Genomic DNA, 14,968 nt, shown 5'->3' on the forward strand with positions numbered 1-14,968 from the left:
GGAATGCTTTGAAAAGGATTAATAATGCTGCTCGATAGTGGCATCAATTACGATGTAGCCATCATTTTTGCTCTCTGTGAAAATCAGGAACCGGTGGTTGTCGGGCTTTATTTTATACTTTTTGACCAGATTTTCTGCTTTATCTCTGTAGTTCCGAACGATTACATTGCCAACAAGCTGTTTTTCTTTTTTTAATTCTCCAGAGCTAATGATTCTATTTATTTTAAAGATTCTTCCCGGAAACTGTTGGTTGATTTGCTCGCTACTGTAAAGCTGTGTTTGCGTATTCAGCTTCTTTAATCCGTAAGTCAAACCGATCAGGTTAAAGGCTCCGCTCTTTAGTAATGCTGTATCTGGTTCGTACAGGTAGCCAGAAGGGGGTTGTGTAAGTATTTGAGGCAAGCTAGCTTCTTCATCGCCTTTTAAGAAACTAAAACTCTTTTCACTTTCATTTAAGGTGGTACAGGTTATTTTTACGTTTGAGACTTCCTGTTTCTCTATAATCCACAGCAACTCTTTGCATTCGTTTTTTATACTTACAATATGGATTTCAGTAACATTCCTCAATTCCTTTAGGCCCGCGGATAGGTCTAAGAGGGGAGCTGTTTTAACGATGATTCTTGAAGATTTTTGAAGTAACAAATCTAGATGTTCCACCACGTTTGGGGTACAGTCTTTTAGCATAAACACTTTTCCTGCGCTGCTTCTTCTTGCCGGATCGATATAGATGGTGTCGAAGGTAGCTTTCGTGTTTTGAAGGTAAGCCAGTCCATCTGTAGCCAGGAAGTTCACGTTATCTTGCCCTAATACCCTTGCATTGTGTGCTGCTATTTCGGATAGCTCAGGGTTTATTTCGCAATGTACCACCGAGCTAACTGCCTTTGCAAAGTAATGGCTGTCTACTCCAAAGCCGCCTGTCAGATCGATAAGGCTGTCTCCAATAACCAGTTTCGCTTTGTATGCCGCTGTTGTCTCTGATGAGCATTGCTCTATCGAAAGTAGCGGCGGGTAGTAGATACCTTCTGTCTGGTACCACGTGGATAGTTTCTTAACGGATTTGTTTTTTGCAGCAATTTGATTGGCCAGTTCGCGGGCTTCAACATCCTTAAAAGGACTTTTAGCCATAGCGATTTTATGGACATCATCATTTAAGTGTTGACTGATGAATTCCTGTACGGCTTTATCTAAAATGTGCTTGTTCAAGGATTTACTCCGTTTCTTTTTTATCTCTCATTACAATCTGGCAGGTATTTCTGCTTTTCACCTCCAAAAGAATGTTTTTATTTACCGTTACGCGATCTATCGTTTCCTGATTGTAATACCTGATGGTCACCAATTCAACGTCTGTATTGTATTTTACTTTATAATCCTTAGATAGGTCTGCGATTAAGCTTTCCAGTTTTTTTGCATCATAATCAAAGCTGATGGAAAAACTGATCGCAGAGTTGAGCATCGTATTGATTTTAACTCTGTGGTTATGAAAGAGGCTAAAAATATGGCTCAAGTTCTCTTCAATAATGAAAGAGAAATCTTTAGGAAATATGGACAACAAAACCTGATTTACCTTAAAAATAAAGGAAGGTACTGGTAAATGATTCTTTAGATCGGTAATGTCCGTTCCTTCTGCATCGGGATGAAGAAATGAGCGTACATACAAAGGAATGTTTTTGTTTTGTATGGGTTTGATGGTTTTTGGATGGATAACCGTGGCGCCGTAATAGGCTAGCTCTATGGCATCATGATAGGAAAGCTGTGGAATCCTTTCCGTTTCATCAAACCATTTAGGATCGGCATTTAAAACGCCCGGTACATCTTTCCAGATCGTCATAGATTCTGCATTTAAACAGGCCGAAAATATAGCTGCAGAATAGTCCGAACCCTCGCGGCCCAATGTAGTCGTAAAGTTTTCGCTGGTATTACCAATAAAGCCTTGTGTTACGGCAATATTGTCCTTTAAAAGAGGAGCCAGATTTTCTTGTATTTCAGCTTCTGTTTTTTCCCAGTTTACCAGCCCTTCACGGTAAGTATTGTCGGTATGAACAAAATTACGCGCATCTACCCATTTCACGTTGTTTTGTAAGGTACCCAAATAGGCTGCAAGAATCTTGGTAGAGATAATCTCGCCAATAGAAACGATCTGATCATATATATAATCAGGAGCATCTTCTGGTTCTTCTTCAATCAGCCAATCAATCTCTACAAAAGTATTTGCAACATCATTGAATATTGGATGATTGTGATCTGGAAAGAGTTGATTTAAAATGTTAAAGTGATATAGTTTTATTTCATCAAATATCTGGTGAACATCATCCTGACCGTTTAAATAGGCCGTTGTTAGCTCTTCCAGTTTGTTGGTTATTTTACCCATTGCAGAAACCACAATCAGCAGCTGATTGCCTTTATGGTTTTGGATAATTGATGAAACGTTTTTTATTCCTTCGGCATCTTTAACCGATGCTCCTCCAAATTTATATATCTTCATTTTCTAATTAGCGGGGTTAAGTAAGCTGTTTGGTTTTGCGACATCCTTTAAATCGGCAAAAGGAATAACCAGCTCAGTAATTCCGTAGGCATAAGCTTTAATCTCGTACGGATTGTAAAGGAACTTTAGGCCTTTTTTGTTGATGCTGAAATTTTGATTTAAGCTAAATTTGTCGTTTTCAAAGAAGTAATTGTCTTTTAAACTTGCAGTAGGGGATAGCTTCTCATTTTTTCTAAATATTTTTTCTGCTATGGCAGTTAATTCTGGCATTGAACCCGGATTGATCAGTGAATCTAAAAGAATCTCTTGATGATTTTGCGGATCATAATTCAGGTAAGTGAAGGAACTATTGGGATGTGCACCGCCCTCGTAGTTCACAAAAGTGATCAGGAAAGAAAGATATTGTGGGTGTTGTTCCTCAACCTTAACTTTTGCATCCAAAAACCAGGTTTGGCCATATTCTTTATTTTCTTTGCTAAAAGCATCGAAGTTTTTAATGAAAGAACTTGCAAAGTCATTGTAAGTGGCATAATGTTCCCCCTCATTTGCAAACTTCATTACCTTTTGCTCAATAAACTGGTTTATCTTTTGATCTGAAAATACAGGATAGGAAATGACTGCTTTTGTGGTATCGGTCAAGTTTTCGTTACCCTTAACCAAAACGTTGCTGGATACTTTTACCGAGTCATATTTAAAAGAGAGGTCAGTCTCGTTTACTTGGTCTGAACTGCTAATGGTTTTTTTCTCATTCTGACAGGCGATGAAGCTTAATGAGAGGAATAAAAGGGCTAATTTTTTCATGGCTGCATTTTTAATATTATTTCTTACTTAACTGTTCTGTTGAGAATGAACCATTAAGCCAACCTGCTTCGATCTGTGCATCGTACTTGTTGTAAAAATTAAGGGCAGGCTCATTCCAGTCTAAAATCTGCCAGTTCATACCGTTATACCCCTTGTCTTTTGCCTCTTGCATCACACGTTCAAAAAGTAATTTACCAATACCCTTACCTCTGTAACTTTCTGTTACTATAAAATCTTCCAGGTATAAGCGACAGCCTTTCCATGTGGAGTATCTGGTGTAATAAATCGCAAAGCCTGCAATAAATCCATCTACCTCGGCCACAAAGGCATCCCATACTTTATGCTCGCCAAAACCTGCATCAACAAATTCTTCTAACGTAACTGTAACCTCTTCAGGAGCCTTTTCATAAACTGCCAGCTCATGTACCAGTTCTAATAATCTTACACAATCCTCTTTTACCGCTACTCTTAAATTTATGTTCATTCTACCTTACAACTCTTCTTTATAATGCTTAATCTTTCTCTTCCCAAAAATGCTACTGCCAATGCGTACCATAGTGCTGCCTTGTTCGATGGCTAGTTTATAATCGCTAGACATGCCCATTGATATTTCTTTAAAATAATCTGCTTTTCTAAAGAAACTCAGTTTAATTCCGTCAAACAACACCTTTAATTCATTAAATTCATCGTTAGTTTGTTTTTCCAATGCATTGTTGCTCGCAATACCCATAACGCCTACAATTCGTACGTTTTTTAGCTCAGCAAACTCATCAGAACGTAGTAATTCTATGGCTTCATCAAAGCCTAGTCCAAACTTGGTGTCTTCATCAGCAATATAAATCTGAAGCAGACAATCAATCACCCGTTTGTTTTTAAGCGCTTGTTTATTAATCTCCGTCAATAATTTTAAGCTGTCTACCGATTGGATCAGGCTAATAAAAGGAGCAATGTATTTAACCTTATTGGTTTGTAAATGGCCGATTAGGTGCCATTCTATATCTTTTGGTAATTTAGCTTGTTTATCAACCAGTTCCTGTACAATATTCTCACCAAATACCCTTTGTCCGGCGTTATAGGCTTCTAAAACGGCATCGGCTTCCTGGTATTTAGACACCGCAATTAATTTAACGGATATCGGATCTAATTCGCTTTTATATTTTAATAAGTTATCTGCTATACTCATTTATCAGTATTTTTGGTAAAATTAACAACCTTAGCGAACTTTGTCTAAGAAATAATGATGTTTTAACATAATGAGGAACTTTTTATATATCGTAATTGTCTTTTTTTCTATCTCAGGATGTAAACCGGGTGTCCCAAAAGATATCATCCAACCTGATGAGATGGCGAAGGTATTGCACGATATTCATATTGCAGATAGTTATATAGGTCAGGTTGCCCGCCCTGATTCGGTGAAAATTATTGCTGCGGGTTATTATAAGGGCATTTATAAGAAATATGATATCGATTCGGCCTTGTATAACAAGAGCATGAATTACTATTATAAAGAGCCTAAAGTATTGAATGATATTTATGTAAAAGTTACTGGTCAGTTGACAAAGGAAAAAGATGCCATAGTGAAGGCCGATTCTATTTTTAATGCAAATGAAATACAGAAAGCAAGGCTGAAAATGGTTCGGGATTCGACAAGGACTGCAGATTCTACTTTCTGGGCCGACTTTTTGTTGAAAGATCGGACTAAGCTGAAGAAAAAGTTAACAGATACTGCTAAGCTAAGTGATAGCGCGAAGTTAAAGGACACGGTTAAAAAGAGTATTGACGTGATCAGATTAAAAATGGACTATAAAGGTCTGAAAGATTTAAAATAAGTATGTTATATCCAGAGAATTGTTTGGAGCGTTTGGGCTTTAGTGAGGTAAGACAGCTTATTTACAAACATTGTTTGAGTCCGATGGGACAACAGATGGTTGGGAAGATGCAGGTGATGACCAAGTTTGACCAGATCAATAAGTTTTTGAGGCAAACGCAGGAGTTTAAAAGTATCCTTGAAAATCAAGAGCCTTTACAAATCAGCACCTTTTTTGACATTAAAACCCTTGCTGAAAAGATTAGGGTAGAGGGGGCTTACCTGGTTGAGGATGAATTGCACCAGATGTATGCTTCTTTGCAAACGGTATTTGCTGTTTTGCGGTTTTTTGAAGAAAGAAAGGATGTTTATCCTAATTTGGAAGCCTTGTTTGAGCACCTTCCGGTAGAAAAAAATATCCTTAAAAAAATAGAGACTGTTCTTGATCCAAAAGGGAAAATTAAGCCAAATGCTTCGCATGAATTGCAAAGTATTATTGGCGATATCGCTAAGACAGAACAAGATGTACGCAGGCGGATGGATTCGATTTATAAGCAGGCGGTGGGTAACAATTGGGTGGCCGATGGTAGTTTAACCATTCGTGATGGTCGCATGTGTATTCCAGTCTTAGCAGAAAATAAAAGAAAACTGCGCGGTTTTATCCATGATGAATCTGCAAGTGGGCAAACGGTTTACATAGAACCAGAAGAGGTGTTTACGTTAAACAATAAGCTGCGCGACCTTGAGTTTGATAAGCGAAGAGAGATCATTAGAATCTTGATTGCCTTAACCAATGATTTACGTCCTTATACGCCGTTATTGTTGTCGTACCATGGTTTCCTGACCAAGCTTGACTTTGTAAGGGCTAAGGCTTTGTTTGCGATAGAAGTAGAGGCTGATATGCCTATACTGATTCCGGAAGCTAAAACGAAGCTGATCAATGCAATGCATCCCTTGTTATACCTTTCCTTTAAAGAAGATAAAAAGACGGTTGTTCCTTTAAATATTCACATCAATAATGAGTTGAGAATTGTATTGGTTTCGGGGCCTAATGCCGGTGGTAAATCTGTTTGTATGAAAACAGTGGGTTTATTACAGATCATGGTGCAATCAGGTTTGCTGATCCCAGCTCATGAGTCGAGTGAGGTAGGTATATTCGATAATATCTTTGCGGACATTGGTGATGATCAATCTATTGAGAGTGATTTGAGTACCTATAGTGCACATTTAACCAAGATGCGGTATTTCGTGGCGCATGCTACGCCTAAATCATTGGTGCTGATTGATGAGTTTGGTACAGGTACTGATCCGCAGTTTGGGGGACCTATGGCCGAGGCGGTATTGGAAGTATTGAACAATAAAAAGGTGAGGGGCGTAATTACCACGCACTACTCGAATTTAAAACTGTTTGCCGGTAATACGCCCGGACTGGAGAATGCTTCGATGTTGTTTGACAATGGGAAAATGAAACCCATGTACGTTTTAGAAATTGGTAAGCCCGGAAGTTCTTATGCTTTTGAAATTGCCCAGAATATAGGTCTGCAAAAGGAAGTGCTTGAATTGGCTCGCGCGAAAACGGGAACCAATCAGAACAGGATAGATAGTTTGCTGGTAGATCTGGAACGTGAGAAAAAGCAGATTTACGATACCAAGCTCCATTTATCTACTCAGCAGAATAAGGTTAAAAATCTGGTTGCCGAGAATGAGAAGTTGAAGTTGTTTTTGGACGAGAACAAGAAATTACTCATTAAAGAAGCAAAGTTGGAGGCGCAGGCAATCATTAAGAATGCGAATAAGCTGGTAGAAAATACCATAGCTGAGATTAAAGAGAAGCAGGCCGATAAAGTGGCAACCAAGGAACTGAGACAAAACCTGCAAAAGGTGTTGGTGCAGAACCAGGTAAAGGAAGAGAAAAAGCCGGAAGTGCCTCAGCCTGTAAATACGCCTATCGAAGTGGGGGATTTGGTGCAATTGAAAGGTACTGAGACCATGGGCCAGGTTTTAGAAATTAATAGAGATAACCTGGTGTTGGCGCTTGGCGATCTGCGTTCTATAGTGAAAAAAAATAGGGTGCAAAAGATCAGCAATAAACAGGCTAAGAAAATTGTGCAGCATAATTCTTATTCCGGCAGTATTTCTGAAGCGATCAGTAGTTTTAATGCTGAGCTGGATTTAAGAGGAATGCGCGGGGAGGATGCGCTGCATGAGGTAGAGAAGTATTTAGATAAGTCGATTATGCTTGGCTTTCCTGTGGTTAAACTGATTCATGGTAAAGGGGATGGTATCCTTAGAAAAATGATTAGGCAATACCTGAAAAAATATAGCCAGGTAAACCGTGTTGAGGATGAGCATGCGGATAGAGGCGGAGACGGTATAACCTATGTTTATTTTAATTAAACATATTTAGAATGAGTGTGTTATAGTTAAGTCGGTTTTGTCCGTTTAAATATAATCACAATCATTATGAAAATTTTAGCGATCAGTATCCTCTCTATTTTAATTGCTTTCTATGCTTGTTCAAAAAAGAAGTCGCCAACTCAAGAGGAAGAAGAGTTACCTAATGTCGAGATAAAAACGCGGATACTAAGTGCCGGACTTTCTCATGTATGGGAAATGGTTTATGGGCCGGATCAGCAGCTTTGGATCACAGAACGTGGAGGCAAGATTAGTCGGGTTAACCCGCAAACTGGTGCCGTTACTTTGTTGTTAAATGTTCCTGATGTGGTGGCGGATGGTGAGGGCGGCTTATTGGGGATGGCTATTAACCCGCAGTTTAGCACAAATCCATGGGTGTATGTAGTTTACAATTACAACTCCGGCGGCTATAAGGAAAAGGTGGTTCGCTATACTTATACTGGTAATACTTTAAATTCGCCATTAATTATTCTTGATCAGATTCCGGCATCGTCTATCCATAATGGATCGAGATTATTGGTCTCTGCGGATCAGAAACTTTTTATAACTACCGGTGATGCGAGTACGGCTAGCAACGCCCAAAATATGGGTTCGTTATCTGGTAAGATACTGCGGGTAAATATGGACGGATCGATTCCGACTGATAATCCTTTCCCGAATAACAGGGTATGGAGCTTTGGTCATAGAAATCCTCAAGGATTGGTACAGGCTGGTGATAAACTCTATGCCTCAGAACACGGACCAAATAATGATGATGAGGTAAACCTGATTCTGAAAGGACGCAATTATGGCTGGCCAAACGTAGAAGGCTTCTGCGATAAGAGTGCTGAGCAGACATTTTGTGCTGCAAATAATGTCGTAGAACCATTGATGGCATGGACACCTACCATTGCCACATCTGGACTTACCTATTACAACTCTAGTCTTATCCCCGAATTTAAAAATTCATTATTGCTACTTAGTTTAAAGGCCACCAAGTTTACCCAACTTAAGTTGAGTGATGCTGGCGATAAAATACTGGGTAGCAAAGACTTTTTTGTAAACCAATATGGCCGCTTAAGGGCTATTTGTCAGTCGCCAGATGGCAAAGTATATATTGGAAGTAGTAATGGGAATGACGATAAGATCATAGAAATCGCTAAATAAGTTGGTCGGTACGGCAGATATAGTATAATTTAGCAGCAAAATATATTAATGTATGATCAATAAAGTTGTTTCGGGTGCGGAAGAAGCTATAAAAGACATTAAAGATGGTGACACTTTAATGCTTGGCGGATTCGGGTTGTGTGGAATTCCAGAAAACTGCATTACTGCACTGGTAAAAAAGGGTGTTAAAGAATTGACCTGTATTTCTAATAATGCGGGTGTTGATGATTTTGGTATAGGATTGATGTTGCAACAACGTCAGGTAAAAAAGATGATCTCTTCTTATGTAGGTGAAAATGCTGAGTTTGAGCGTCAGTTGTTAAGTGGCGAACTTGAGGTGGAATTGATCCCACAAGGGACTTTAGCTACCAGATGTATGGCTGCTGGTTATGGTATGCCTGCAATTTTTACTCCAGCAGGAGTAGGAACTGAAGTTGCTGAAGGTAAAGAGGTAAGAAACTTTAATGGTAAAGACTACCTGATGGAGTATGCTTTTGATGCCGATTTTGCAATTGTAAAAGCATGGAAAGGTGATACTGCTGGCAACTTGATTTATCGTTCTACCAGTCGCAACTTTAATCCAGTGATGGCTATGGCCGGTAAAATAACGATTGCCGAAGTGGAGGAACTGGTTGAGGCAGGGGAGCTTGACCCGGATCAGGTGCATACGCCTGGTGTATTTGTTCACCGCATTTTTCAGGGAGCAAATTATGAGAAGAGAATAGAACAACGTACAGTTAGAACTAGAGGGTAATCCTATAAAATATTTATATGCTGGATAAAAATGGAATTGCGCAGCGCATCGCAAGAGAAATACGTGACGGATATTATGTGAATTTAGGAATTGGTATTCCAACATTGGTTGCCAATTATATCCCTGATGGAATAAATGTAGTACTGCAGTCTGAAAATGGACTGTTAGGAATGGGCCCTTTCCCTTTTGAAGGAGAAGAAGATGCCGATTTAATTAATGCCGGAAAACAGACCATTACCACTTTGCCAGGATCATCAATATTTGATTCGGCATTGAGCTTTGGAATGATTAGAAGTCAGAAAATAGACTTGACTATTCTTGGTGCCATGGAGGTATCAGAAAATGGAGATATCGCCAATTGGAAGATCCCAGGTAAAATGGTGAAAGGTATGGGCGGTGCAATGGATCTTGTTGCTTCTGCTAAAAATATAATTGTTGCCATGCAGCACGTAAATAAGGCTGGCGAAAGTAAATTACTTCCGAAATGTACTTTGCCACTAACGGGCGTAAAGTGTATTAAGAAAGTTGTAACGGAACTTGCTGTGTTGGACGTATTGCCAGAAGGCGGCTTTAGACTGATTGAACGTGCGCCAGGGGTAAGTGTTGACTTTATCAGACAAGCTACCTTGGGTAAATTGTTTGCGGATGACGACGTACCAGAAATGGTATTTTAATGCTGTCGTCATCCTGAATTTATTTCAGGACCTCGCACATATTATTCAAAACCGCCCTAAGAGTGGTCCTGAAATAAATTCAGGATGACGGCCGTACAAATAAAAAAGGAGCTTATTAAAGCTCCTTTTTTATGTAATTACGATTGCAGTATTTTTGTTTAAATGCGATTGCAGTATTTTTCTTTCAAATCCACAGAAATCTCTTCTGTTATTTTAATGATGTCATCAGGAGTATCATTGTTATTGATCACAATAGTCTCGCAGGTCTCTTTATAAGGGAGTAAAAACTCCTTGTAAGCTGGCACTACATGGTTGTGCCATTTGTACACTACATCTTCTTCAGGATAGCCACGTTCCATGCCATCGCGTTTGATACGACGTTGCAAGGCAACCTCTTCTTCCGCTTCCACAAAGATTCTGTGATCCAGTAAGGCTGCGATCTCTTTAAAGTGGAGAATAAAAAGTCCTTCAACAATGATGATTGGTGCAGGACTGATTTCCAATATTTTGGTAACGGCCAAAGGGTTGTTAAAGTTGTATTCCTTTTTATAGATCACTTCCCCTTTAATGAGTTTTTTTATGTCTACTAAAAATTGTTGATCGTCAATGGTGGTTGGGAGATCAAAGTTGTAGATTTTATTCTCTTCCTGGGTCATTTCGCCAGCAGGGTGGTAATAATCATCCTGAGAAACGAGCGTTACTTCATCATTTTTAAAATGATGTAAAAAAGAGTTTAAAAAAAAGGTTTTGCCGGATCCACTTCCTCCCGCTATACCAATAATGAAGGGCTTATTGTTCATTGTCTTGTCCGCCGTATGTTAAATTGCAATAAAATCTTTTGTCTAAAGCTCCCAGAGCATCAGCAACAGCTTTAGTCATTACAATGATAACATCTTTTGTTGATTCATTCTCAGTGAATTTACCAACAACTTTAGCGAAGGTCGACCGGTTGGTCATTGGGTTAGTGATTTTCATCACCGTTCCAATAGGCGCTGTACGGTGTAATACCAGCATTTTAGAAGGATCAAGGTCTGCATCCATAATCCAGATACCCGTTCCTTTTTCATCTACCTGATTTAAACCGTATCTGCTAGCAGGTAACCTTAAGGCAGGATCTTTTATAGAATTTAAAGTATCTACATGGTTTTCTGTAGTAGACGGAACATTTTTCGGAGGATACTGCCCACTAATCAATAGCTTTTGTCCAACAAATAAAGAATTGTCATGCAGGTTGTTTTTCGCTTTTAACTGATCCATGGTTATTTTATAGCGTGTAGCGATAGAATACATGGTTTCGTTTGAAGCTACTTTATGCTCAATAAACTCTTCTGGTTTACTGGTGTCTGCTGCTTTTTTCTCTGGTTTTTGCTCAGGTTTTTTATACCTGTTTTCAGGGGGGATATTAGTTTTTACGACAGTTTCTTCTGCTTTTTGTTGCACCGGCGGCACTTGCGTCGTGCGTTGCTTTGTTGCTGGTTGTTCAGCAGCATTTCCTGGTATTTTTAACAATTGCCCAATCTGAAGGTTGTTAGAGTTGAGGTTATTTGCCTCTTTAATGTCATTAACCGTTACCCCGTATTGTTTGGCAATCATGTTCAGGTTTTCCTTTTTCTGAACCATATGTTCCGAAAGGTTCCCTTCTGAAGTGGTTGCCACAACAGCAGTCTGATTTGCTTTACTTGCAGCAGTTGAGGTTTTACTTTTGGCAGCTGAAGCTGTAAAAGGCGTGTTTGTAGGTACTTTAACAATTACACCAATCTGTAAGAACTTACTGTCGTTAAAGTTCATGATATCTTTCGGAACTACATTGTAACGTCTGCCGATTGAATAATAAGTGTCTTTAGCAACAACTTGGTGTACGATTATTTTTTTTCCGTTGAGACTTTCTACTCCTATTGAATCTCTTGTAATGGCACTTGCCGCAGACAAGTTAATCAGGAGTGCAAATACGGATACTATATAATATTTATGCATTAATGTCTTTGTAAAATTTAAAGGGCAATTATACGAATAATATAAATAAAGCGTCGAATTCGAATATTAAACGTTCTTTTTCCTGTCCTATTGCCTGCCTGATTAACATTTTTCCAAACCATTTATGGTCTCATCTGTTACAATAGCAGACAAATACTGTTCTCAAAATAAAATTAAAAAAATATTATGGATGCAAAAGAAATCAGTTTAAAAGAAAAAGAAGTAAAACCGGTAGTTGATATGTTAAATGATTACCTGGCCAATTACCATGTTCACTATCAGAAATTAAGAGGTTGCCATTGGAATGTTAAAGGTCAGAATTTCTTTACGCTACATATAAAGTTTGAAGAATTATATACCAATGCTCAATTGACCATAGATGAAATTGCGGAGCGTGTGTTGACATTAGGTAAACCGCCACATAGCCGTTTTGCCGATTATATTAAAGAGTCGACCATTCAGGAAGTGAATACTATAGGAATGAAAGATCTGGATATGGTGGATGCCGTTCTGCACGATATGGCTAAGTTGATTGAATTAGAACGCGAATTGCTTAATGCTACTGCCGATGCAAGTGATGATGGTACCAACGATATGGTAAATAAGTTTATGCAGTTTAAAGAGAAAAACACCTGGATGCTACGCTCATTTTCCGGTAAGAAATAATTTCCTACATTAGTTTTTATGCGAATCGTCATGTTGAATATATTTCGGCATGACGATTTTTCTTTTAATATCTTTGAGGCGATGGGATATAAAAGCTTAGCAGATTGTGTTGCCGATTTAGAAAAGCACGGTCATTTGATTCGAATAAAAGAAGAGGTTGATCCTTACCTCGAAATGGCGGCCATTCATTTGCGCGTATATGAGCAAAATGGGCCAGCCCTGCTTTTTGAAAACGTGAAAGGCAGCAAGTTTCCAGCGGTTTCCAATTTATTTGGCACCTTGGAACGGTCTAAATTTATGTTTAGGGATAGTCTGCCTAAAGTAGAACAATTGGTAAACCTTCGTTCTGATCCTGTTAAAGCCTTAAAAAATCCATTAAAATTACCAGGAATTGCACTTACGGCACTGACTGCACTACCTTTAAAACAAACTTTTAAATCCGTATTCAGCAAAACAACGATTGGTGCATTGCCACAAATTGTAAACTGGCCTATGGATGGCGGTCCTTTTATTACAATGCCGCAGGTATATACCGAGGATGTTGATAAACCGGGGATTTTAAATGCCAACCTTGGGATGTATAGGATACAGCTTGCTGGTAATGATTACGAGTTGAATAAAGAAATAGGATTGCATTACCAAATCCATAGAGGGATAGGGGTACACCAGTCTAAAGCCAATGCCAAGGGGCAACCTTTAAAAGTAAGTATTTTTGTGGGTGGACCACCTTCACATCCCTTGGCTGCGGTAATGCCCTTGCCAGAAGGCTTGTCGGAAATGACTTTTGCTGGCGCGCTAGGGAATAGAAGATTCCGGTATTTTTATGATGAAGAAGGCTTTTGCTTATCAGCTGATGCTGATTTTGTGATCACTGGAACGGTTTATCCTCAGGAAAATAAACCGGAAGGACCATTTGGAGATCATTTGGGCTATTACAGTCTTACACATCCTTTTCCTTTAATGAAGGTACACAACGTATACCATCGTAAGGATGCGATATGGTCGTTCACAGTAGTTGGAAGGCCGCCTCAAGAAGATACCAGTTTTGGTGCATTAATTCATGAAATAGCTGGATCGGCCTTGCCTAAAGAAATTCACGGCTTAAAAGAAGTAAATGCAGTTGATGCTGCAGGAGTACATCCCTTATTGTTTGCCATAGGAAGTGAAAGATATACGCCATATTTAAATGAGCGCAGGCCTCAGGAGATATTGACTATTGCCAATCATATTTTAGGAAAAAACCAATTAAGTCTGGCTAAGTACCTGTTTATCGCAGCAAGAGAGGATGATGAGCATTTGGATACACATGATTTATCTGGTTTTATGCAGCATGTGCTTTCGCGAATGGATTTCCGTACAGATTTACATTTTCATACCCATACAACCATTGATACACTGGATTATAGTGGTGATGGCTTAAATAGCGGTTCGAAGGTTGTCTTTGCAGCTGCAGGAGCTCAAAAACGGGTATTGACTAACGAACTACCTGAGGGCTTTCATTTACCAGAGCCATTTAACAATTACCACATGGCTATCCCAGGGGTATTGGTTATAGGTGCTCATTCTTATGTGGATGCAGCTCATGCTGAACAGGAAATGGTTTTGTTGAACAAGGATTTAAAAGATCAGCAATTGACTGGCTTAGGTTTAATTGTGGTTTGTGACGATCCTAAGTTTACAGCTGCAACAATCAATAACCTGGTATGGGTTACTTTTACCCGAAGCAATCCGGCTTCTGATATCCACGGGATAGGGAGCTTTATCAGTAACAAACATTGGGGCTGTACAGGTCCTGTTATCATTGATGCGCGTAAAAAGCCACACCATGCTCCTGAATTGATTAAAGATGAAGCGGTAGAAAGACATATTGATAGGTTAGGACTAGAGGGTGCTTCCTTGAAGGGTGTTATTTAGCATGACGAGTGCATAAAAAAATGCCTGATCATGTTTTGATGTGACCCCAAAAAGTTGGACAGGTTAACAAAATTAAGTTTTTTGTACGAGAGCTCGGTATTCCACCGGGCTCTTTCCATTTAACCTGTTTTTTATTCTTTTATTGTTGTAGTAGTTAATGTATTCTTTTAATGAAAGGATAAACTTTTCTGCTGTTTCAAATCTTTGCGAGTACAGTAATTCTGTCTTTAAGATTCCAAAAAAGTTTTCGGCCACGGCATTATCCAAGCAGTTTCCTTTTCTAGACATGCTCTGTATAATTCCTTGTTTTTCTAAAGTCTTTCTATATCCATAAT

Annotated in this window: 15 protein-coding genes; 7 read left to right on the plus strand and 8 right to left on the minus strand. The window is 39.0% G+C overall.

Features of this window, described 5'->3' with window-relative positions; genetic code table 11:
* Nucleotides 1-18 precede the first annotated feature (18 nt).
* Genes EZ444_RS19675 through EZ444_RS19695 form a run of 5 tightly spaced genes read right to left on the minus strand, consistent with a single transcriptional unit; the run spans nucleotide 19 to nucleotide 4,466 of the window.
* Complete coding sequence (locus tag EZ444_RS19675) at nucleotides 19-1,203, minus strand: hypothetical protein (protein ID WP_131610860.1); 1,185 nt, start codon at nucleotides 1,201-1,203, stop codon at nucleotides 19-21.
* A gap of 4 nt (nucleotides 1,204-1,207) precedes the next feature.
* Complete coding sequence (locus EZ444_RS19680; RefSeq protein ID WP_131610861.1) at nucleotides 1,208-2,482, minus strand: aspartate kinase; 1,275 nt, start codon at nucleotides 2,480-2,482, stop codon at nucleotides 1,208-1,210.
* A 3-nt stretch (nucleotides 2,483-2,485) separates the two neighbouring features.
* Nucleotides 2,486-3,283 (minus strand): DUF3298 and DUF4163 domain-containing protein, encoded by a 798-nt coding sequence (locus EZ444_RS19685; protein ID WP_225874778.1) that lies wholly within the window; start codon nucleotides 3,281-3,283, stop codon nucleotides 2,486-2,488.
* A gap of 16 nt (nucleotides 3,284-3,299) precedes the next feature.
* On the minus strand, nucleotides 3,300-3,767 hold the full coding sequence (locus tag EZ444_RS19690; protein ID WP_131610863.1) for a GNAT family N-acetyltransferase: 468 nt from the start codon (nucleotides 3,765-3,767) through the stop codon (nucleotides 3,300-3,302).
* Between the two features lie 6 nt (nucleotides 3,768-3,773).
* Nucleotides 3,774-4,466: a YggS family pyridoxal phosphate-dependent enzyme gene (locus tag EZ444_RS19695; RefSeq protein WP_131610864.1), complete on the minus strand. Its 693-nt coding sequence runs from the start codon at nucleotides 4,464-4,466 to the stop codon at nucleotides 3,774-3,776.
* 70 nt (nucleotides 4,467-4,536) lie between these two features.
* Between EZ444_RS19695 and EZ444_RS19700 the strand changes: the two genes are divergently transcribed.
* From EZ444_RS19700 to EZ444_RS19720, 5 genes are all read left to right on the plus strand, one after another.
* A complete protein-coding gene (locus EZ444_RS19700) occupies nucleotides 4,537-5,112 on the plus strand; it encodes a DUF4296 domain-containing protein (RefSeq protein ID WP_131610865.1) in 576 nt (191 codons plus the stop codon).
* A gap of 2 nt (nucleotides 5,113-5,114) precedes the next feature.
* The gene (locus tag EZ444_RS19705) at nucleotides 5,115-7,487 is read left to right on the plus strand and encodes an endonuclease MutS2 (RefSeq protein ID WP_131610866.1); all 2,373 of its coding nucleotides are present in this window, start codon (nucleotides 5,115-5,117) and stop codon (nucleotides 7,485-7,487) included.
* 66 nt (nucleotides 7,488-7,553) lie between these two features.
* Nucleotides 7,554-8,651, plus strand: a complete 1,098-nt coding sequence (locus EZ444_RS19710; protein ID WP_131610867.1) for a PQQ-dependent sugar dehydrogenase — start codon at nucleotides 7,554-7,556, stop codon at nucleotides 8,649-8,651.
* Between the two features lie 52 nt (nucleotides 8,652-8,703).
* Nucleotides 8,704-9,405: a CoA transferase subunit A gene (locus tag EZ444_RS19715; RefSeq protein WP_131610868.1), complete on the plus strand. Its 702-nt coding sequence runs from the start codon at nucleotides 8,704-8,706 to the stop codon at nucleotides 9,403-9,405.
* A 17-nt stretch (nucleotides 9,406-9,422) separates the two neighbouring features.
* Nucleotides 9,423-10,079: a 3-oxoacid CoA-transferase subunit B gene (locus tag EZ444_RS19720; RefSeq protein ID WP_131610869.1), complete on the plus strand. Its 657-nt coding sequence runs from the start codon at nucleotides 9,423-9,425 to the stop codon at nucleotides 10,077-10,079.
* 158 nt (nucleotides 10,080-10,237) lie between these two features.
* Here EZ444_RS19720 and EZ444_RS19725 read toward each other — a convergent pair whose 3' ends face one another.
* Together EZ444_RS19725 and EZ444_RS19730 are read right to left on the minus strand one after the other, a co-directional pair.
* Nucleotides 10,238-10,879 (minus strand): uridine kinase family protein, encoded by a 642-nt coding sequence (locus EZ444_RS19725; protein WP_131610870.1) that lies wholly within the window; start codon nucleotides 10,877-10,879, stop codon nucleotides 10,238-10,240.
* The gene (locus EZ444_RS19730) at nucleotides 10,869-12,053 is read right to left on the minus strand and encodes a LysM peptidoglycan-binding domain-containing protein (protein ID WP_131610871.1); all 1,185 of its coding nucleotides are present in this window, start codon (nucleotides 12,051-12,053) and stop codon (nucleotides 10,869-10,871) included. Before EZ444_RS19730 ends, EZ444_RS19725 begins: the two co-directional genes overlap by 11 nt.
* A gap of 186 nt (nucleotides 12,054-12,239) precedes the next feature.
* Here EZ444_RS19730 and EZ444_RS19735 point away from each other — a divergent pair, with 186 nt between their 5' ends.
* Together EZ444_RS19735 and EZ444_RS19740 are read left to right on the plus strand one after the other, a co-directional pair.
* Complete coding sequence (locus EZ444_RS19735) at nucleotides 12,240-12,719, plus strand: Dps family protein (RefSeq protein WP_131610872.1); 480 nt, start codon at nucleotides 12,240-12,242, stop codon at nucleotides 12,717-12,719.
* A gap of 81 nt (nucleotides 12,720-12,800) precedes the next feature.
* Nucleotides 12,801-14,633: a UbiD family decarboxylase gene (locus EZ444_RS19740; protein ID WP_131610877.1), complete on the plus strand. Its 1,833-nt coding sequence runs from the start codon at nucleotides 12,801-12,803 to the stop codon at nucleotides 14,631-14,633.
* 72 nt (nucleotides 14,634-14,705) lie between these two features.
* Here EZ444_RS19740 and EZ444_RS19745 read toward each other — a convergent pair.
* On the minus strand, nucleotides 14,706-14,968 hold a 263-nt coding region (locus EZ444_RS19745), incomplete at its 5' end, for an IS3 family transposase (RefSeq protein WP_165503673.1).

This window comes from Pedobacter hiemivivus (genome assembly GCF_004331685.1).
In the GTDB taxonomy this organism is placed as follows: Bacteria; Bacteroidota; Bacteroidia; order Sphingobacteriales; family Sphingobacteriaceae; genus Pedobacter; species Pedobacter hiemivivus.

What these genes read in the sequence shown, in the direction of transcription:
- EZ444_RS19680 (WP_131610861.1), bottom strand. Translation starts at nt 2,482, where the DNA reads ATGAAGATATATAAATTTGGAGGAGCATCGGTTAAAGATGCCGAAGGA.
- EZ444_RS19685 (WP_225874778.1), bottom strand. Translation starts at nt 3,283, where the DNA reads ATGAAAAAATTAGCCCTTTTATTCCTCTCATTAAGCTTCATCGCCTGT.
- EZ444_RS19690 (WP_131610863.1), bottom strand. Translation starts at nt 3,767, where the DNA reads ATGAACATAAATTTAAGAGTAGCGGTAAAAGAGGATTGTGTAAGATTA.
- EZ444_RS19695 (WP_131610864.1), bottom strand. Translation starts at nt 4,466, where the DNA reads ATGAGTATAGCAGATAACTTATTAAAATATAAAAGCGAATTAGATCCG.
- EZ444_RS19700 (WP_131610865.1), top strand. Translation starts at nt 4,537, where the DNA reads ATGAGGAACTTTTTATATATCGTAATTGTCTTTTTTTCTATCTCAGGA.
- EZ444_RS19705 (WP_131610866.1), top strand. Translation starts at nt 5,115, where the DNA reads ATGTTATATCCAGAGAATTGTTTGGAGCGTTTGGGCTTTAGTGAGGTA.
- EZ444_RS19710 (WP_131610867.1), top strand. Translation starts at nt 7,554, where the DNA reads ATGAAAATTTTAGCGATCAGTATCCTCTCTATTTTAATTGCTTTCTAT.
- EZ444_RS19715 (WP_131610868.1), top strand. Translation starts at nt 8,704, where the DNA reads ATGATCAATAAAGTTGTTTCGGGTGCGGAAGAAGCTATAAAAGACATT.
- EZ444_RS19720 (WP_131610869.1), top strand. Translation starts at nt 9,423, where the DNA reads ATGCTGGATAAAAATGGAATTGCGCAGCGCATCGCAAGAGAAATACGT.
- EZ444_RS19725 (WP_131610870.1), bottom strand. Translation starts at nt 10,879, where the DNA reads ATGAACAATAAGCCCTTCATTATTGGTATAGCGGGAGGAAGTGGATCC.
- EZ444_RS19730 (WP_131610871.1), bottom strand. Translation starts at nt 12,053, where the DNA reads ATGCATAAATATTATATAGTATCCGTATTTGCACTCCTGATTAACTTG.
- EZ444_RS19735 (WP_131610872.1), top strand. Translation starts at nt 12,240, where the DNA reads ATGGATGCAAAAGAAATCAGTTTAAAAGAAAAAGAAGTAAAACCGGTA.
- EZ444_RS19740 (WP_131610877.1), top strand. Translation starts at nt 12,801, where the DNA reads ATGGGATATAAAAGCTTAGCAGATTGTGTTGCCGATTTAGAAAAGCAC.